Annotated in this window: 18 protein-coding genes; 14 read left to right on the top strand and 4 right to left on the bottom strand. The window is 64.4% G+C overall.

What is annotated here, in order from left to right:
• Positions 1–61: 61 nt before the first annotated feature.
• Positions 62–220, top strand: coding sequence for a hypothetical protein (locus NF551_RS16890; protein ID WP_227897234.1), 159 nt, complete (start codon positions 62–64; stop codon positions 218–220).
• Positions 221–280: 60 nt separating this feature from the next.
• Here NF551_RS16890 and NF551_RS16885 read toward each other — a convergent pair whose 3' ends face one another.
• On the bottom strand, positions 281–946 hold the full coding sequence (locus NF551_RS16885) for a prepilin peptidase (protein WP_227897235.1): 666 nt from the start codon (positions 944–946) through the stop codon (positions 281–283).
• Positions 947–1113: 167 nt separating this feature from the next.
• Between NF551_RS16885 and NF551_RS16880 the strand changes: the two genes are divergently transcribed.
• Positions 1114–1812, top strand: coding sequence for a hypothetical protein (locus NF551_RS16880; protein ID WP_227897236.1), 699 nt, complete (start codon positions 1114–1116; stop codon positions 1810–1812).
• A gap of 53 nt (positions 1813–1865) precedes the next feature.
• On the opposite strand, the gene NF551_RS16875 is transcribed toward NF551_RS16880, so the two are convergent.
• Together NF551_RS16875 and NF551_RS16870 are read right to left on the bottom strand one after the other, a co-directional pair.
• Positions 1866–2960, bottom strand: coding sequence for a type IV pilus twitching motility protein PilT (locus NF551_RS16875; RefSeq protein WP_227897237.1), 1095 nt, complete (start codon positions 2958–2960; stop codon positions 1866–1868).
• 12 nt (positions 2961–2972) lie between these two features.
• Positions 2973–4652: a GspE/PulE family protein gene (locus tag NF551_RS16870; RefSeq protein WP_227897238.1), complete on the bottom strand. Its 1680-nt coding sequence runs from the start codon at positions 4650–4652 to the stop codon at positions 2973–2975.
• A 159-nt stretch (positions 4653–4811) separates the two neighbouring features.
• On the opposite strand from NF551_RS16870, the gene pilM reads away from it, so the two are divergent.
• From pilM to NF551_RS16845, 5 genes are all read left to right on the top strand, one after another.
• Complete coding sequence (gene pilM, locus NF551_RS16865; protein WP_227897239.1) at positions 4812–5867, top strand: pilus assembly protein PilM; 1056 nt, start codon at positions 4812–4814, stop codon at positions 5865–5867.
• Entirely contained in the window at positions 5867–6739 is an 873-nt protein-coding gene (locus NF551_RS16860; RefSeq protein WP_227897240.1) for a hypothetical protein, read from the top strand. Before pilM ends, NF551_RS16860 begins: the two co-directional genes overlap by 1 nt.
• On the top strand, positions 6736–7506 hold the full coding sequence (locus tag NF551_RS16855; RefSeq protein ID WP_227897241.1) for a hypothetical protein: 771 nt from the start codon (positions 6736–6738) through the stop codon (positions 7504–7506). The genes NF551_RS16860 and NF551_RS16855 overlap by 4 nt, the downstream gene beginning before the upstream one ends.
• 110 nt (positions 7507–7616) lie before the next feature.
• Positions 7617–8207 (top strand): hypothetical protein, encoded by a 591-nt coding sequence (locus tag NF551_RS16850; RefSeq protein WP_227897242.1) that lies wholly within the window; start codon positions 7617–7619, stop codon positions 8205–8207.
• Between the two features lie 253 nt (positions 8208–8460).
• On the top strand, positions 8461–8613 hold the full coding sequence (locus NF551_RS16845) for a hypothetical protein (RefSeq protein WP_227897243.1): 153 nt from the start codon (positions 8461–8463) through the stop codon (positions 8611–8613).
• On the opposite strand, the gene NF551_RS16840 is transcribed toward NF551_RS16845, so the two are convergent.
• Positions 8610–8864 (bottom strand): hypothetical protein, encoded by a 255-nt coding sequence (locus NF551_RS16840; protein WP_227897244.1) that lies wholly within the window; start codon positions 8862–8864, stop codon positions 8610–8612. The genes NF551_RS16845 and NF551_RS16840 overlap by 4 nt on opposite strands.
• A 165-nt stretch (positions 8865–9029) precedes the next feature.
• Here NF551_RS16840 and NF551_RS16835 point away from each other — a divergent pair, with 165 nt between their 5' ends.
• The 7 genes from NF551_RS16835 (at position 9030) to NF551_RS16805 (ending at position 18518) form a co-directional block, all read left to right on the top strand.
• Complete coding sequence (locus NF551_RS16835; RefSeq protein WP_227897245.1) at positions 9030–10292, top strand: type II secretion system F family protein; 1263 nt, start codon at positions 9030–9032, stop codon at positions 10290–10292.
• Between the two features lie 111 nt (positions 10293–10403).
• On the top strand, positions 10404–10892 hold the full coding sequence (locus NF551_RS16830) for a prepilin-type N-terminal cleavage/methylation domain-containing protein (protein ID WP_227897246.1): 489 nt from the start codon (positions 10404–10406) through the stop codon (positions 10890–10892).
• 126 nt (positions 10893–11018) lie between these two features.
• Positions 11019–11507 carry a prepilin-type N-terminal cleavage/methylation domain-containing protein gene (locus NF551_RS16825; RefSeq protein ID WP_227897247.1) on the top strand — a complete coding sequence of 163 codons (489 nt, stop codon included), beginning with the start codon at positions 11019–11021 and terminating at the stop codon, positions 11505–11507.
• Between the two features lie 71 nt (positions 11508–11578).
• On the top strand, positions 11579–11767 hold the full coding sequence (locus tag NF551_RS16820; protein ID WP_227897248.1) for a hypothetical protein: 189 nt from the start codon (positions 11579–11581) through the stop codon (positions 11765–11767).
• A 9-nt stretch (positions 11768–11776) separates the two neighbouring features.
• On the top strand, positions 11777–14026 hold the full coding sequence (locus NF551_RS16815; RefSeq protein ID WP_227897249.1) for a hypothetical protein: 2250 nt from the start codon (positions 11777–11779) through the stop codon (positions 14024–14026).
• 8 nt (positions 14027–14034) lie between these two features.
• Positions 14035–15303, top strand: a complete 1269-nt coding sequence (locus NF551_RS16810; RefSeq protein WP_227897250.1) for a hypothetical protein — start codon at positions 14035–14037, stop codon at positions 15301–15303.
• Between the two features lie 86 nt (positions 15304–15389).
• Positions 15390–18518, top strand: a complete 3129-nt coding sequence (locus tag NF551_RS16805) for a hypothetical protein (protein WP_227897251.1) — start codon at positions 15390–15392, stop codon at positions 18516–18518.
• Positions 18519–18552 lie beyond the last annotated feature (34 nt).

The following is an 18552-nucleotide window of genomic DNA, read 5'->3' as shown; positions in this document are numbered from 1 at the left end:
ACTAGCCAAACCCATCGGCGGCACGCCTGTGACCACCGCCCCGCACCTCTTTGGAGATCCATTGATTAACCGCCTCAAGACCGAATTCGCCGGACTGTCCAAGAACAAGCGCATCGCCTACGGTGTAGGCCTTGCCGCTGCCATCATCATCGCCGCCCTCCTGCTTAGCGGCGTCTGGGATCCGGGAGCCGTCGAGACCGGCGTCGTTCCGGTCAAGTAACCGCCCCACACGAAAGCCCCGCCGGCTCCAATCCGGCGGGGCTTTCTGCTGCCCGGGAGGTTACCGGAAGAGATCCATCAGCCAGGGAACCATGCCGTCGGGCATCATGAGCACCGGGACCGCCGCGGCCACCATGAACGGACCAAAGGGCATCTCGACTTTGCCTCCGCCGCGGAACAGCATGGGGAAGCCGATGACGCCGCCAAGGATCATGGGCAGCACGAGCACCCCGTACACGGCATCCCACGGACCGGCGAGGCCAAGAGCCAGGCCCAGGACGCCGGCGAGCTTGACGTCGCCCCAGCCCATGCCCCCGGTGAAGAAACAGATGAGCCAGTAGACGGCGTAGCAGCCGGCCATGCATGCGGCGGCAATTCCCGCCTGGGCCCAGGTCACCTCACCGGCCAGCGCAGCTGCAGCGGCGGCCAGGCCCAGCAGCGGGTAGGCAGGAAGCACGATCGCGTCGGGCAGCCTTCTGGTCATCATGTCGATGACGGCAAGGATCACCAGTACGGCGCACAGCAGTCCGGCCGCGGCCGCCAGGATGGGCCCGTCGGGAGCCCGCAGCCAGAACGCCAGTGCACCGACGCCGGCGGCGACCGCAGCAGCCGGGAGGCCCACTTCGGGGTTCATGATCCGCGGAACCCATGGTTCATCGGTGAACGGGACGATTTCGGCGCCTTCGGGGTCCGTGTCCTCGAGTGTTTCGGGCTCAGGGGCGCTCATGCGGCGGCTCCTTTCAAATGGCCTTGGTTCGTTGTTGACAAATTCTCAAACTGATACAGTGATTTCCGGGGTCGGCCACTGTTCTTTGTGCGCTTTCGACCCGCGGCCCGGACGCCATCCGGATGGAACAAGACCGGTACTGCCGGTAGGAAACGAGCCCTGGACATATGAGGAAAAGCCCGGCTGAAGCCCTGATGGACATCGCCCGCAGCAAAGCGGAAGAAGGGGAAGGCTGGGACGCTCTCACAGCACAGCTCAGCGCCGACTCGTACGCCCTCGCGGACGTCATGGCCACGAACCCCAAAGCCCTCCTGGACGTAGGCCCCGCCTGGAAGCTGAACCTCGAATCCGGGAGCCTGCTGGGCGCGCTGACCGCCTACCGCGGACGCCTCATCGAATGCGCTGCCCCGTGGGACCTTGGCGTGGCACTGCGCAACAAGTGGGCACCGCTGGACGGCATGGCCGATGCAACCCTTGAAGCTGCCGGCGCCGCATCCTTCGCGGCCGGACTCCTCAAGGGCCGGGACACTGAATGGCTCGTGAAAAGCAGGCACTCCAAGGCGGCGCGGCTGCGCCTTCTGGCACTTCGGCTCTACGAGGACGGGAACATTGACGGTGCCCTGAACAGTGCCCGCGGCTCCGAGATGTCCCTGTTCGTCCACCACCATGCCCGCGAATCGCTGATCACCTCGGACCCGTCCCTGGCGATCGTCCGCACTGCGGTCATGCTCGCCGACTTCGCCGTGAAGGACCTGGATCCCGCCGCCGAACCGGGGCAGGCCATGGCCGCCTACCGTGAAGCCCTGGACTGGGCGACCCTTACCGCTGAACCCGTCGAATGGCCCGAACCCTACTTCCAGGACTGACCGCCCAGGAACGAGCCCCGCACCAGTGACCGGTGCGGGGCTCTTCTGTGCGCTCAACGCCGCCCTGCCGCCTTCTGGCGCATGTAGCTGCCCGGGGTGAGCTCGGCACGCAAAGCGGCGCTCTCGTTGACGATGCCGTCCGCAACAAGGTTCACCAGGGACACTTCGAAGGGGATGGAGCCGGAGGACTTCACCATGAGCTGGCTGGCGATGCCTTCCAGGTCGTTCTGGCGGATCATGTTGGCGATGGCGGAGTTCATCATCATGACTTCAGCCGCCAGCACGCGTCCCTCACCGCCCTTCTTCGGCAGCAGCTTCTGGTAGACGGCGGCCTTCAGGGAACGTGAAAGCTGGGCACGGACGTCGGCAACGCGCGACTCCGGCATGGAGTCCAGGATGCGGGTGGGGACGTCGGCTGTGGATTCGGCGTGGATCGTCGTGAGAACCAGGTGCCCGGAGGTGGCCGCCGAGATGGCAGCCATCATGGTTTCCGGGTCGCGCATCTCACCGACGACGATGATGTCCGGCGCTTCACGCATGGCGTCCTCGATGCCGAGGGCAAAGTTGTCGACATCGGGGCCGATCTCGCGCTGGATGATGAGCGATTTCGCATCCGTGTGCCGGAATTCAATCGGGTTCTCGATCGTGATGATCTTCTTGTTGAATTCGTTCTTGGCCAGCTTGATCAGCGCAGCCAGCGAGGAGGACTTGCCGGAGCCGGTGACCCCCACGAACGGGATGATCCCGGCCTCAAGGTGGATGAGCTTCTTCAGGACCGGGGGCAGGCCCAGGTCGTCGTAGTCAGGCACAGTGTTGGGGATGGTCCGGAACACTGCCATGGGCTGGCCGCCTGCGACGGCAAAGTGTGCGCGGAACCGCGACTGGGGGATCGCGTAGGAGAAGTCCAGGCGCTTCTTGGCCAGATACCGTTTCCATTCGCTTTCGGCAACCATGGGCTTGAACAGCGAGACCAGCTGGGCGCCGCTGAGGACGTTGGTGATGCCCTCCATGGGGGTGACGCTGCCGTGACGGCTCACCCACGGTGGCTTGCCGGCCGCCAGGTGGAGGTCGGACCCCTTCATCTCGAGGGTCCTGGCCAGCAGGGCGTCAATTTCTCGCACCGCCGCAGGGGCGTGTGTTTCGGTCATGGGGGAGTGCTCCTAGTCGATGAGGATGTGGCTGCGGATTTCGGACAGGCTGGTCACTCCGGCGCGTGCCTTGAGCAGGCCGTCCTCCTGGAGGGTCCGCATCCCGTTGCGGCGTGCTGCTTCGGCGATCAGCCGGTTGGGGACGTCTTCGGTGATGAGGTCCCGGATCTCGGCCGGGAAGGTCATCAGTTCGTGGATCGGGGTGCGGCCCTTGTAACCGCGGCCGGCGCAGACGCGGCAGCCGTCAGGGTTGGGTCCGAACCATTCGTTCGCTGCCAGGGATTCGGCGTCGAGCCCAAAGTCACGGATGAGCTGCTGGGACGGTGCCTCGGCGATCTTGCATTCGCACAGGGTCCGCGGCAGTCGCTGGGCACAGACGGAACGCATCGTGTCAGCCAGCACGGAGGGACGGATACCCATTTCGCGCAGGCGGACGACGGCGCCCGGGGCATCGTTGGTGTGCAGGGTCGAGAGGACGAGGTGACCGGTCATGGCCGCGTTGATCGCGGTGTGGGCGACCTCTTCCTTGTTGATTTCTCCGACCAGCAGGACAGAGGCTGCGCTTCGCAGGACGGTCTCCATGGCGCCCTCCCAGGTGAGTTTCTGTCCCGGGTTAATGGAGACCTGCGTGATGCCGGAGGGGAAGTTCATTTCCACCGGAGCTTCAAGGGAGACGATCTTGCGCTGTTCCTTCATGAGCTCGGCAAGGCTGGCGTACAGCAGGGTTGTTTTGCCCGATCCCATGGGCCCCACGGCCAGGGAGATGCCGTTGGGCTGGGAGAGGACCCGGCGCCAGCGCGATTCTGTGTCGGTGGCGAAGCCGATCTCCCTCAGGTCGCGGACTGTTTCGGCACCGAGACGCATCGTGATCGACTCACCCCAGTTGGTGGGCAGCACCGCGACACGGATGTCGTAGTCCTTGCCCTCGTAGGTGTGCCGGATGGCGCCGTCCTGGTTGGTCAGCGCAGCGGAGTTCATCTTGGCGCGCGTCTTGATCAGCGCAGCGAGGCGGGGTGCGATGGAGCGGGACTGGATGGGTTCTGCCACGAGCTTGCCGTCCACGGAATACCGGACCGAGAGGTGGTGCTCGGCCGGCTCAAGGTGGATGTCGGAGGCTCCTACGCGCAGCGCGCCTTCGATGATGATGTTCAGTGCATCGACAATCTCCCCGGTGTCGGCGATCTGGCCGATGCCTGTGTACCTGGCACTGTTTGCCTCCACGACCCGGGTGGCCAGCTCACCTTTGCGGCGGGCCTCGGCGGAGGTGGAGTAGTACTTGTGGACGGCACGCGTCAGCTCATCCTGTGAGGCATAGACGAGGTTGATGCTCAGCCCGGTCGCACCGCGCAGCATTTTCGAGACGTTCAGGTCCGAAGGGTTCCGGACGGCGACCGTCAGCTCATCCCCGTCACGGGCGACCGGTACCAGCTGGTGCTCCCGCGCGAACGGATCCTTCAGCAGCCCGATGATCTCTTCCGGGATCTCCAGCTCCTGGTCCAGGGGCCGGTAGGTCCATCCGCGGCTGTAGGCGAACCCTTCGTTGGCCTGGGCGGCGGTAATCAGCTTCGAGTCAACGAGGTGGCGCAGGACGTTCTTGCCCACGACCGAGGACTGGGCCACGGCACCGTCCCAGACATCCTGAGTAAGGATGCCCCGGGAGATGAAGAACGTGGAGAGCCTGGCTGTAGACATCGAGTGGCAGTTCCTGACTGGAGAGGGGCTGGGCTTACCCCTTTCCATGCGTAGACACAACCGCCTCAGCCTCCCCGGTGCCGGCGGGAGGGCAGCCGTGGAATCTACGCATGTCCCTGGCCGAGCACACCTACGTCCACACGAAAGAGGGGCATCTCCTTGGCCGACAGCGTCATCGGTATCGACTTCGGGTCATCGGGCATCAAGCTCGCCGAAGTCCGGACCGTCAAAGGAATCTCCACGGTCCTCAAGCAGGCGTACATGCCGCTGGAGCCCGGCCAGATCGTTGACGGTGCACCGGATCCGAAGGCTGCCGGCAACATTGCCGCGGAGCTGAAGACCCTCCTCTCGACAGAGAAGTTCACGACCCGCGACGCTGTCATGGGACTGAACTCCGTCGACGACATCTTCGTGAACCGGGCCAGCGCGCCCTGGCACGCACCCCGGGATTTCCACTCCGCGATCGCGTTCGACATCATTGCTGACCCGTCCCTGCTCGTCGGAGCACCGGAGGACGTCATCATCGACGCGGTGGTCTTCGACGAATTCACTGACCCCGCCACAGAGAAGCGCCGGCTGGACGTGCTGCTGTGCGGAGTGACCTCCAAGCTGGTGAACACCCAGGTCGAGATCCTCCAGAAGGCCGGACTGAATCCCTCGGGCGCTGACCTGTCGGGACTGGCTTCGCTGCGCGCCCTGGGGAAGGTGCACCGGCCGGCCGACAATCTGGACGTCATCGTCGACGTCGGCAGGGACGCCCTGTCGGTGCTCATCCACGACAACGGCAAGCCCTACTCGCTTACCCTCCAGACCGGAGCCGCCGGCGAAGCAGCCAGCCTCGAGATCGCCGAAGCCATCCAGGACGAAGACACCGAGCGCATCAGCCGCGAAAAGGTCGTCTTCTCCCGTGACTACCGGGTCCGCCGGGCCGTTGACGACTACTGCTTCACGGCCACGGGAGCTATCCGCGGCGCCATCCAGTCCTACCTGGACCTGCGCAAGTCCCCGGCATCCCTGGCGGGCATCACACTGATCGGCGGCGGCGCGCTGCTGCACGGCCTGCGTGAAGCGGTCCAGGACTCACTGGGCATCAGCACGGTCATCGGAAAGTTCGACCCCTCCATCCAGGGGGACCCTGCACGGTACTACCTCGGTCCGGTGCTTAGCGCCGATTACACGGCCGCAGTCGGCCTGGCGATGGGAGCAACAGCCTGATGGCACCCGAAAAGAAAACCCCGAAAGCACCCAGGGCGAAGGCACCAAAGCCTCCGAAGCCGGCCAAGCCCGTGAAGGTAAAGGCCCCGCCGGCGGCCAAAGCCCCGAAGCCTCCGGCAGCGCCGAAGGTACCCAAGCCGGACAAGGCGGCAGCGGCAGCAGCATGGCCGGACAGCACCCGCCCGTCACTGATGTTCCTGCCGGACAAGATCCGCGGGGCACGCTCACGGCGCCGGGCAACCCGGAAGGCAACACTGATGGCAGCCGGAATCCTCGGTCTCACAGCTGTCGCGTACGTTTCGGTGGCCTCCGGGACAGCTGCAGCCCAGTCCGACCTGGATGCAGCCAACGCGGTGACAGCCGAACACACCGCCTTCCTGGAGGAGCATTCGGCATTCCAGAACTACTACGACGGGTTCATCAAGCAGAAGAGTGCGGTCGCCGGCATCCTCGAGCACGACATGACGTACTCGAAGGTCATCAAGGCGCTCAACGATGCGAATACGGTCAACGCCGTGTTCACGACCATCACGAAGGCCGAGTCCGCGGATGCATGCCCGAGCAGCGACCTGTTCGCGCCGTCCGTGTCCGTGGGCTGCCTCGAAGTAGGCGGCCACCTGCCTACTATCGCCGACGTCGGAACACTGGCAGCTTCGCTGGGATCCTCCAAGGAATTCCTGACCGACCCGTACGTCACCGAGTCCGCTGCCGGAGATGAGGGGGATGCCCAGTTCAAGCTCCACATCGGATACACGGATAAGGCATTCAGCTTCAAGGGCGAGAAGTTCCGCCCGACAGACGAGGAGCTCGACTCCATTAGCCAGGTGCCTGCCCCGGCGGCCGCCGAAACCATCGAGGAGCCGGCCCAGTGAAGCCACAGTCCCGCCACATCGCACCCTACGTCGTAGCCGCAGCAGTGGCAGCGTTCTTGGTCTTCCTTGCCTACCTGATGTTCTTCGTGCCCAAGCTCAATGACACCAAGGCGCTGGAAGACCAGACCGCCACGGTTGCCGCTTCCAACGAGGCACTGGCTGTGAAGAAGGCCATCCTGCAGGAGAACGCTGCGAACATCGGCGACCTGGAAGGCCGGGTGGCTGATTTCAATGCTGCTTTCCCGCCCGGCTCATCCCAGAAGGAGCTGGTGGCGGCTATTACCAAGGCAGCCGACGAGGCTGGGGTGAAGCTGACGACCCTGAACCCCGCGGTTCCGTCGGTAGCGATGATCGCCCCGCCTGAAGCAGCTGCGGAGGGTAATGCGGGTGTCGAGACCGGTGAAGCCGATGTCGATGCGGCCCTTGAATCCGTCCAGTCTGAGGCTCCGGTGGAAATCGCTCCGGAGGATCTTGAAGGTTCGACTGTTGCCATGGTGGGACTGACCATCAACGCCCAGGGGGATCCGGCAGCGCTGCAGCGTTTCATGGAGAAGCTTGAGCAGCTGGACCGCCCGATCCTCATCAAGACTTTCGGCTTCGACGGTGAGGGTTCGAACGCGAACCTGAGCATCACGGCTGACTCGTTCTTCGTCGCGCCGCTGGCCACACCGGAGCAGGCAAAGGCCGCTGAAGAGGATGCCGCTGAGGGTGCTGTCGAGGGTGGGGCCGCAGATGCCGCGGCCGCCGGTGAGGGCGCTGAGGGCTAACCCCCTTACACCAACATGACGCAAAAAGGTACACGTCAGCTTGCTTTACGTCATTTCTCTCACGTAGCTTGTCAAACAACACCAACGACTTGACAAACTAAGGAAACGACATGAAGAACGCATCGAAGTACCTCGGCACGATCGTGCTGTCCGCCGGCCTGCTCTTCGGTGCCACCGCCTGCGGCGGAGCTGAGGAACCCTCCAAGGAGTCGACCGCTGCAGCTGCAGAGGAGAAGGCTCAGCTCACGCCGGCCAAGGCTGCGGAGACCATCGAGAAGTTCTTCGAGGCGACCACTTCAGACGAGATTGCTGCTGCCTTCCCGGATGACGCCGATGAGAAGACCTTCTCCGAGGCTGTTCAGCTCACCGATCCGGAGGCGAAGGTTTCTGACGTTGCCGCTGCAATGGCGGACTTTGCGCTTGTAAAGGTCCTGGACCCCAAGGCTGAGCTTTCGATTGCCGTGGATGAGTCCAAGATTGTCGTCAAGGACCGCAAGGCTTCTGTGCCTGTTGAGGCTATCTCCGTGAAGTCCGGCGACAAGGCTGTGGCCAACTCTGCTGAACTGGCTGATGAGGTCAATGACCTGGTCTTCCGCGACGGCTCCTGGCTCATCGCGTTCCCGCAGGCTCCGGAAGCTGATGCCTCTGAAACTGCTTCCCCGTCCGCATCTGCCGAAGCTTCTGCTGACTCCAAGAAGTAGTTCATAACCATCCCTTTCGCCGGTGTACCTGACACTCTCTATGTGTGCGGCAGAAGGGTAAAGTCTCACCGTTTCCAGTACCTCAGTCGAGTTGTTTGAGGCCCTGTTCCGCACTACTTCTATGTGTGCGGACAGGGCCTTTTCTCTGCCCGGTTCACGGCCCGGGCGGATGGCCCGAACGCTTCCCGGCCCCGGTCTACGCATGTCCCGGTATGGTCCGGCCGAACGGCGGGTACCGGATGAAAGGAACAGCTTGAAGACCAAGAACCGGGCAATCCAGGTCCAGAACCAGCGCCGCGACGCTGCAGCCGAATTCACTGCCCCGAAACAGCCCGCCGCCGTCCGGATCCTTGCTGGCGTGCTGGTTGCTGCCCTGGTCGTGACCGGGCTGCTGGGCGTCCTTTAGATCCCTGCCCGCCGGACCTCTTTCAGCCCTGGAAGCCCCTGCAGGGTGGCTGCCTCGTTCTGATCCTTGGCAGAGGCCAGGATGACGCACGCCGCCGATGCCTCCCGGGCTGAATAGAACTCCACCTTCCGTGCCTCGGCGGCGCCGTCCTGGAACGCCAGGTGCACGGTGCTTCCCGCCGGTCCGCGCGCAATGACCACCAGCTCCCACGGGATGCTGGTGTCTTCGGCGATGCTCAAATGTCCGTCCATGGTTTCTCCTTCGTAGCCGGATCCGGTGCGGACCCTGCCCTGGAACATGCGTAGGCAGCCCGTCGCGGGGGCGGTGCGCGGGACGCGTCCGTCTACGCATGTCCATCCCTGACATCTGCCCGGCGGGAAGCACTCCTGCCGGATGCCAAGCATCAGGGAGCTTCATTGACCACCACAGCCGAGGCGCCGGGAAAGCCCAAGAACATCGAGTACTTCTACCGGGTGAAGCTAGCCGGCGGTAAAACCGAATCAGGCAAGGCCTCCTACCCGTCCCGGGCAGCGCTCATCGCCAAGCTCACCAGGATGGACGGCTACGAGTCCATCATTGAAGTGCGTGAGTCCGGCCTGCCGACCGTCGGCAAGAAAGCACGCCCGAAACAGCGGTCCCTGGTGGCCGCCTCACGGCAGCTCTCCCTGTGCCTGGAAGTCGGCATGGACGACCGCGCCTCCATCGACGCAGTTGCCGGCGGCGGGGAAATCGAGGACCCGGTCCTGGCCTACGGCCTCGCGCAGGTGTCCAAGGACATGGGTGCCGAAGGCATGAAGATGTCCGAGGCCATGGCCCAGTACCCGTACATTTTCCCGCAGCTGATGACCGAGACCCTTCACGCCGGCGAAGAGGGCGGCTTCGTGGCCAAGGCCGCCGCGCAGGCCGCCGATGATCTCGAGGCAGCGGATGACCAGCGCGCGAAGCTGAAGAAAGCCATGACGTACCCGATGGTGATCCTGGTGCTCAGCGCCGCGATCTTCGTCTTCATGATGATGTACGTCGTCCCCAAGTTCGGCGGACTCTACGACGAGCTCTCCGGCGGAACCGCGGAACTGCCGAAAATCACCCAGATGGTCATGGCGGCTTCCGACCAGATGATCTGGGCCGTGCCCACGGTCGTCATCACCGGCATCATCGCCGGCATCTGGTACCGCAGGAACTCCCAGGAGCAGAAAGTCCGCGAGTTCATCGACCCGCTGAAGTTCAAGCTGCCCATTTTCGGCGGGCTCTTCCGCAAGATCGCCCTCGCCAAGTTCTGCTCCGTCCTGGCGTCCCTGACCGAAAACAGGGTCCACGAGATCCAGGCACTGACGATCACCGCAGGATCTGTCGGCAACGTCGCCATGGAGAAGGCCATCCTGGCGGCCCGTGACGGCAAGCTCCGCGGCGAATCCATCGTCGAGCCACTGTCCAAGGAGCCGCTCTTCCCGAAGCTGCTCATCCAGTTCATGGCGATCGCTGAAGAAACCGGCGGCATGGCCAAGTCCCTGCGCGCCGTCGGCCGGCTCTACGAGCGTGACGCTGACGCCACGACCAACAACATGGAAGCCCTCATCCAGCCGATCTTCCTCATCGGCATCGCGGTCATGGTCCTGATCATCGCCCTGGCCGTCTACCTGCCGTACTTCTCGATGGGCGACATCGTCTCCCCCTACTAGCGGGGAGAGGCCGGGGAAAAGCTGCGCATGTACTCAGGCGCGGGCGGGTACAGCCAGGCGGTCCGCAGCTCTGCTTCCAGCCACGGCCCATCTTGAAAGAGGTTGCTTCCGTTGACCACCTCCACCCTGACCCTAGATCCGCACAAGCTCCGGGCCCGCGCGCTCGGACGCAAGGACAAAGACGGGGAAGCCCGCACTGACGGCGGCTTCTCGCTCATCGAAATCATGGCCGCCATGGCAATCATCGCCATCCTGGCGCTGGCCATCCTGCCCCAGTTCGGCAAGTTCTTCGAGCGGGCCGCCGTACAGAACCTGGCGGGTGAAGTCTCCAACGCAGCGCTGCTCGTTGAATCCGACTACTCCCTGACCGGCAAGTCCACGTACTCCGCCGCAGGTGTCAGCGCCTCGGTGGCCAACTCCAAGAAGAGCACCGACACCACCCTGTCAGCGACAACCCTGAAGGCGGACGGCACCGCAGCGAGCGGCACCAACCCCGGTTACGGCTACCGGATCACCGGCACCAACCCGGGCGTCACCAACTACACGGTGACCTACACCTCCATCGGAGCGACCCCGGGTCTGGTCATCACCCCGAAGTAACTGACTGATTCCGGGGGAGCGGTGCTCACCGTTTCCCCGGAATCTACGCATGGAACAGGTTGCGGGCAGTTCGTGAGGGCCCGCAGTGATGCAGACCCGCAACCAACCTTGAAAGAGGGCTATCCGTTGACCAGCTCCACCCTGACCCTAGACCCGGCCAAGCTCCGGGCCCGCGCGCTCGGCCGCAAGAACCCGGAAGCGGAAGCCCGCACCGACGGCGGCTTCTCGCTCATCGAAATCATGGCCGCCATGGCAATCATCGCCATCCTGGCGCTGGCCATCCTGCCCCAGTTCGGCAAGTTCTTCGAACGTGCCGCGGTACAGAACCTGGCCGGTGAAGTCTCCAACGCAGCGCTGCTCGTTGAATCCGACTACTCCCTGACCGGCAAGGCAACCTACAAGCTGCCCGGCGTCACCGCTTCCGTCGCCGACTCCAAGCGCAGCACGGACACGACCCTGGTCGGATCCCTGCTCACCGAGGCCGGTGCTGACGCCGCAGCAGGCGCCAACGGCTACGGCTTCAAGATCGTCGGAACGAACCCCGGCGTGACCAACTACACGGTCATCTACAAGTCCACGGGCACGACCCCCGGCCTTGTGATCGCACCGAAGTAATCACCTGGGGAGGCGGCTTCGGCCGCCTCCCCTCAGAGGTTCCCGCAAGACGAATAGAGAGTGCCCGCCTGATGACAGCAGGAACATCCACCCCAGCAGATATTGACGCTGTAGTTGCCGGAACAGGTATCGCACTGCTCAAGTCGCTGCCCTCCCGCTCCAGCATCCAGGACCGCAGCCCGGCTGGGTGGGGCGACTTCATCCGGTTCGCCTCCAGCGAGGCCACCCTGTTCACCCCCGTCACCCAGCTGAACGACTAGAGGCCCGCCGTGAAGAGGTTCAGGGGATTCCCCCGGAAGAAGGACAGGGGTTCGGTGCTGCTCGAAGCCATCGTGTCCCTGGGGATCATCTCCGTGCTGACCCTCGGGTACACGGCCGCGGCCACCAGCGCCACCATCACCCAGCGCACCGCCGTCAACGACTCCATCGCCACCCAGGTCACCCAGGACATCTTCGAAACCGCCCGCGCCACCACGTGGTCCAAGCTCGGCACGAAGACCGCACCTGCAACCGGCCTGCTCGCTTCCGGCGCCACTGCCGTCTACGAGAGCACTGACGCACTCGATGCCACCAGCACGAAGACCCTCCGCGGCCTGAACGTCACCGTGAAGACCGCCGTCGGATGGCAGGACAAGCCCGGCGGAACATCCCAGTTCGGCACGAAACTCGTCGTCGTCGACGTCTCATGGCGCGACAACGAAGGGGACGCCGGCTCAGCCCACAGCCGCCGCGAAAGCACGATCATCACCCCCGGCATCGGTGAGGCTGCCCCCTCCAAGGTCCGTTCCGCCAGCGAGGCTCCTGTACAGGACCCTCCGGCCATCCCGGCGCTGACTGGGGCAATCGTCTACGAAGGTCCCAAAGCCAAGGCAAGCTGGAACGCTGTTGCGGGGGCTGACGCCTACACCATCCAGTACCGGATCAACGGCGGCGGCTGGGTCACGAAGAACTACGGCGGCTCCCTGCGCACCGCCCTGATCGACGGCGCGTACGGCGACAAGGTCGAAATGAAGATCAAGTCTGCGGGCCCGACAGGGGAGTCTTACTACAGCCCCGTCGTCACCGTGAACCTTCCGGTGCCCCCTGCCATGCCGGTAGTCACCGGAACGGTCAAGAATGTCCTGAACGCCGAATTCACCTGGCCCGCTGTCCCGACGGCAACCTCGTACTGGGTGGAACAGCGCATCAACGGCGGGACCTGGACCGTCGTAAACAGCGCCCAGACCGGCCGCACGCTCTCCGTGGGTGCTGCAGCCGGCAACAAGGTCGAAGCGCGGGTGAAGGCGAACCTGTACTCCATCAGCGGCCCCTACTCAGCCATCGTGGCCGTCAAGATTGAAGAGCTGCCCGGGGTCCCCGTCCTCACGGGCAAGGCAGAGAGCCACACGAGCGCTACGTTCACCTGGCCGGCCGCTGTAAGGGCAACCGCCTACCGGGTCGAGAAGCAGATCAACTCCGGTGCCTGGACGGTCGTCAGCGCAAGCACCACGACCCGTTCGGCCACCATTACCGGAGTCGGCGGCAACACCCTGAAGCTTCGCGTCCGCTCCATTGGCCCTGCTGGTTCCTCGGCCTGGTCTGCTACCGGGTCCGTGACCCTCCCGAATCTGCCGGCCGCCCCGGTCGTCACCGGAAAGCTGGCGCCGGCCACCGAATCTGCTTCATTCACCTGGCCGGCAGTGAACTTCGCCGCCTCCTACCGGGTCGAGTACAAGTACGGCACAGGCGCCTGGCAGGTCCTGCAGGCCGCATCGAAGACGAACTCGGCGACCATCGCGGCCAAGGGCAACGCTCTGGTGACAGTACGCGTCCGTGCCGACAACGGGGTTGCGTCCTCCGGCTGGAGCAACAGCGCTGCAGTCACCGCCCCAACCACGCCGATCGGCTGGAAGTACGAACTCATGAACGGTGCCAAGGTCCTTGGCGAGGCGACAGGTGCAGAAGTGTCCAGTGTCAAGGGCGGCAAATACCGGCTGTACGAAAAAGGGGCTATCCTCTGGCACCCCTCCTACGGCGCCTTCGCCAACATTGACGGACCGATCCGCGTCAAGCACCTGGCGTTGGGCGGCCACGCCTCGGGCCTCGGCTACCCTCTCGGAGATGAAGTCACCGGGCTGAAGGGCGGCGGCAAGAGCCAGCGGTTTGAACTCGGATACATCTACTGGAGCCCCTCCACAGGTGCCTTCCACAGCCTTGCCGGCATCGGTGCCAAGTGGATCTCGATGGGGCGCGAGGACGGACAGCTTGGCTACCCGACCTCCGATGAGGTCTATGGGCTGAAGCAGGGCTGGGCCTACCAGAACTTCCAGGGCGGAGCCATCCTCTGGAATCCGGCAACGGCAACCGGGTACGCCAGTGTCGGCGCCATCCGCTCCGCCTGGGCTGCACAGGACTACGAACGGGGCCCCATGGGCTTCCCGCTTTCCGATGAATACATCTGGAACGGGGTCGTGCGCCAGAACTACCAGGGCGGCTACTACACGTGGACAGAAAAGGGAGGGGTGGTGAAGCACCGATGAAGGCACGCATGATCGAGCGCCTCCGCACCATGCGGCAGAAGGGCGCCAAGGACCGCGGCGTCATCATGATGTCCACGCTCATCCTCCTCGTCCTGATCTCCGGAACGACTTACGCCATGGTCTCCACCACCGGCCGTTCCATCATGAGCTCAACCCTGAACAAGGACTTCGGCCAGGCAGGCCAGCTTGCTGACCGGGCCGTTCAGGAAGCGATTTACCAGCTCAACGAGAAGCCAACCGCGACCAAGCCGACCGCGTCATCGCGTGCGTACAGCACCAAGGACGAGGACGGTGACGGCGTCAAGGACTGGAACTGGTACCTGGAGCCGATCGCTGCCACCGGGCCCAGGAGCACGGTCATCCACGCCGAAGGCACCTACCGCGGCACCACCCGGAAGGTTGAAGTGAAGGCCGGTGCACTGCTTGTCGGCGGCTTCACCTCCCGGGCAGCTGACCAGCTCACCTACGAGGTCTCACCGGAAACCGCGTTCAGGCATGTTGCCCTGGGCCGGTTCATCACCATGCAGAACGGCATCGGAATTAGCGCCGACACCAAGTTCGTCGACGGCCGCGTCGGAGTGCTGAAGGACAAGCCGGTCATGACCCTGGCTTCCGGTACCAGCGCGAAGAACGGGGCAACCTACCTGCTGTACGGCACGGAAGCGTCCCGCTCGGTCCTGTCCCCGTCCTCCCGGATCCCGGCCGGCCTGAAGCTGGACTCCAAGTTCATCGACGACAACATCAACCGGTGCGGGGGAGCGACCCTCGTGCCCTGGATTGCCTCCGAGCACGGCGGCGTCCTCGTCGCCAACGGCAACACCGGCTGCTACTCGACCATGACGTTCGACGTCCCCACGACGATCCTCGGGTCCGGGGCCTTCAACGCGTTCGTCAACGGGGCCACCACCATCAAAGCCAACATCACCGGTGCAGCCACCGCCGGCCTGAACATCTACACGAAGGGAGGGGTCGACTTCAGGACTGAAGACTCTGCCGGCACCTCACTGACCGTCAGCAACACGTTCATCTATGCGCCGAACGGAACCTGCCGCACCGTCGTCAACAGCGACGCAGCACAGTTCCGCTCCACTTCCAAGAGCCTCACCTTCACCGGCTCCCTGGCCTGCGACACCGTGAAAGCCGCCGGCCGCTTCACAGCCCGTGAACCCATCAGCCCCCTCGGTGGCCGGAGCGCCGCCATCAAGCCCGGGGACACCTACAACAGCGAGGTCTGGTACCTCATCGACTACAAGCAGCCCTCCGGCGCCCGCCGATGAGGGACCGCGGAACCACACATCACGCGGAAGCCCCTTCAGCCGCACACAGGATGAACATGGCAGTGAATAAGTTCAGGAACAGGGTAATGCGCGGCAAAGACCGCGGCGCGGTACTGACCGAGATCCTCATCGGCATGGCCGTAGGCATCATCGTGCTCGGCGGCGGGGCACTGTTCTTCGTCAACGTGAACAAGAACAACGCCAACAACGCTGCCCTCCAGGAGAAGAACACCTCCATCTCCCAGGCGCTGGACCGGGCCTCCCAGCACGTGCAGGTCGCCGGCACCATCCTCACCGCTGCGCCCAACGAGCTCATCATCTCCTCGAGCGAGCCGGGCTCCGATGAGCAGGTCATCAACCGGTGGGTAAAGAGCGGCACCACCTTCTACCAGCAGACCTGGACCGGGGCGGCGAACGCCTACCCGTTCACGTCCGGTGCCTGGATCGCCGTCTCCAACAAAGGAGCAGCAGCCCCCAACGGTGACGGCAAGCAGGTCACCCGCGTCTCCGTAACGGATCTGAAGGCCGACGCCCCGGCTGTCTTCACCTACTACGGCGTCGACGGCACCGCCCTGTCCGTGAGCCCTGCGCTGAGCGCAAAGGACGGCGGCACGACCGCCATCAAGCGGATTGCCATCAAGCTCAAGGCCAGCGTCGGAACAGCCGGCACTGCCGAGAACGCCACCTCGGCGTCCCTGCGCAACGGCACCGGTGGTGTCTCCGACGGCGCCGCGGCCGCACCGCTCTGCCCCGTGCTTTCCTTCGATGAGCGCGACAAGACGAAGCCGGTGCTCCGCTGGACCGTTGTTCCCGGTTACCGGGACTACGTCATTTACCGCAATGCTGCCGCGGCTGCGACCGTGAACGTGGCTTCAGGCAAGACCGTCGGAACCTGGACGGACACCACCAACCCTGCTGCTGCCGGCGACGCCGTCACCTACACCGTCTACACGAAGGCTGCGGACGGAACCCTCTCATCCGGGTGCCGCCCCGCCATCTGGCGTGCACAGATTGCTGCTCCGGCCTGGAAGGCCACCTCCGTGCTGCCCTCCAGCCCTGAAAGCACCGGCTGGTCCACGGGAGCCCACGCGTCCCTGAAGCAGCCCCGCATCGTCATCAGCTGGGGTGCCGTTCCCGGCGCTTCCGGATACGAGCTGAAGTACCGCGAAGTCAACGCCTCCACCGGTGCAGCGATCGCCGGCAAGACCCAGTTCCTGCAGGCGCCCGGTTTCACCGCGGGAACCAACACCACCACCTACACGTGGGACGGCGGAGGCTGGGGCAAACGCTACGAATGGTACGTCGAGGCATCGGCACTGTCCGGCCAGTCGAACAAATCCACCACCATCCAGACGCTCACCCACCCCGCGGCCCCCGCTGGCCTGAACTCGAAGGCTGAATACGGCACCGGTGCGGACAAGAACACGACGGGCAGGAACATCCTGACTTGGAAGGCGTCGCCGACAGCCAACAGCTACGAGATCTGGCGCTACGCCAACAAAGCGACATCCGGTACGGCTACCAAGGTCGGCACCACGACCGCCCTGACCTACACGGACAAGGCGGCGTACGGCACCAAGTACGCCTACTACGTGGTGGCCAAGAACAACGGCCCCCGCGGAGTCGACGCTGCCCAGGCCGTGGTCACCGACGTGCGCTCCAGCGCCAACCCTGAATCGGGCGCCTCATCCAAGGCTGCCGTGAAGGCCCAGCTGCAGTTCCCGCCCATCCCTAAGATGGTCCCCGCCGGACCCAACGGAACGCGCGACCTTGAAGGCAGCAACAAAATCCTGTGGAACGAGGCTGACTCCGCCGACGGCTACGCAGTCTGGAAGGTTGCAGCGCAGGGAACAAACGTTGTTGCCACCTGCCTTGTTACGAGCTGCTCGGCCGAAGCGCCCAAGGGCGTCCAGGCTGAATCCTTCAATGAGAAAGCTGCTCCGGGCACCAAGTTCTGGTATTTCGTCAAGGCTTACAACGGAACCGGTCTCAGCGTCGATTTCTCAGCCAAGGAGCCGGTCACGCAGCGCCCTGCTGCCCCGGTGCTGAAGGTGACCCGCCAGCCGGATCTGTCGAGCCCCGCAGCATCGTTCTCGGTTGTTCCCAACGCTGACGCCGGCAACGGTTCAGGGGCAAGGTTCTGCACCGAGCTGACCTGCAGCTACCAGCTGTACAAGGATGGCAAGGCTCACGACGTCGCCATGACCGAAAAGCCCGGCAAATCGACGGTGGACTGGACGAATATCGCCAACGCCGAAGGTGCCACCATCGGCTACTCGGCGAAGTCCAGGAATGAAGCCTTCACCAAGGAGGGTTGGAGCGACGAAGCGAAGGTCACCATCAACACCTACCCGGGTCAGTTTGCTGTCCTGGACTGGGCGGGGGACGCCAACGGCAACAAGGCCGACCGGTTCAACCTCGACCTGCGCAACATCGAAATCGGCGGTTCATCCTACGGGGCAGTCCAGAACGGCTACTCAACGGTGACCTGGGCCCGCTCTGCAGGGGCGAGCACCTTCACCCTGAAGCGGGCATCCCTCGCCAATGACAACACCGGCTCATCCAAGGGCCTGCCATCGGGTGCGAACCTGACCAAGACGATCAACAGCGGGGCAGGCGGAACCTGGAGCGAGATCGCAGCCCCGGGCGCCACCTACCGGTATGAGCTGAGCGCAAAAGCCCCCAACGGGCTCGTGCGGACAGTGAACAACCGGGCCAGCTTCACCACCCCGGCCGACCTGCCTCGTGAAGGCAAGCAGATCGTTGTCTGCTCCACCGCGGCCTGGAATGCTCCGCAGCTGGTGTCCGCCAAGCTCATCGACTTCCAGCACACCCCCCGCTACGGCGCCTGGAAGGGCGTAAGCGTCCGCGGACTCGAGCACATCAGCCCTGACAACAAGGGCTGGGTCGAATCCTCCAGCACCACCGTCAACCCCGGCAGCGTGGCCAGGGAAATCCTGACCAGCAACGGAACCGCCTACTACAAGGGCTTCGCCTTCGGGCATGACCTTTGGACCAACGGCAACGGCGGTCCGAACTCGGCACGGCTGCGGCTCTCGCTGGTAGCGATGGCACAGCAGGGTATCGGCTGCGGACCCGCGGGCCAGGGTGGCAATGCCATGAAGGAGCCGACCTACCCCTGCTACGGGTACGTGGAAGGTACCACCTGTGTGGCCGTGAACGAGCACAATCGCCCGCGCTGGGTCACCAACTGATGAGCAAGGCACCGACAGGACGACCGAAGGAAAA

The sequence above is a fragment of the Arthrobacter caoxuetaonis genome (assembly GCF_023921125.1).
GTDB lineage: Bacteria > Actinomycetota > Actinomycetes > Actinomycetales > Micrococcaceae > Arthrobacter_B > Arthrobacter_B caoxuetaonis.
Note: the sequence above shows the minus strand (reverse complement) of the source record. Positions and strands in the feature narration are given on the sequence as shown.

Excerpts from the sequence above, each read along its gene's own strand:
- NF551_RS16885 (WP_227897235.1), bottom strand. The coding sequence starts at position 946 with ATGAGCGCCCCTGAGCCCGAAACACTCGAGGACACGGACCCCGAAGGC.
- NF551_RS16880 (WP_227897236.1), top strand. The coding sequence starts at position 1,114 with ATGAGGAAAAGCCCGGCTGAAGCCCTGATGGACATCGCCCGCAGCAAA.
- NF551_RS16875 (WP_227897237.1), bottom strand. The coding sequence starts at position 2,960 with ATGACCGAAACACACGCCCCTGCGGCGGTGCGAGAAATTGACGCCCTG.
- NF551_RS16870 (WP_227897238.1), bottom strand. The coding sequence starts at position 4,652 with ATGTCTACAGCCAGGCTCTCCACGTTCTTCATCTCCCGGGGCATCCTT.
- NF551_RS16860 (WP_227897240.1), top strand. The coding sequence starts at position 5,867 with ATGGCACCCGAAAAGAAAACCCCGAAAGCACCCAGGGCGAAGGCACCA.
- NF551_RS16850 (WP_227897242.1), top strand. The coding sequence starts at position 7,617 with ATGAAGAACGCATCGAAGTACCTCGGCACGATCGTGCTGTCCGCCGGC.
- NF551_RS16840 (WP_227897244.1), bottom strand. The coding sequence starts at position 8,864 with ATGGACGGACATTTGAGCATCGCCGAAGACACCAGCATCCCGTGGGAG.
- NF551_RS16820 (WP_227897248.1), top strand. The coding sequence starts at position 11,579 with ATGACAGCAGGAACATCCACCCCAGCAGATATTGACGCTGTAGTTGCC.
- NF551_RS16810 (WP_227897250.1), top strand. The coding sequence starts at position 14,035 with ATGATCGAGCGCCTCCGCACCATGCGGCAGAAGGGCGCCAAGGACCGC.
- NF551_RS16805 (WP_227897251.1), top strand. The coding sequence starts at position 15,390 with ATGCGCGGCAAAGACCGCGGCGCGGTACTGACCGAGATCCTCATCGGC.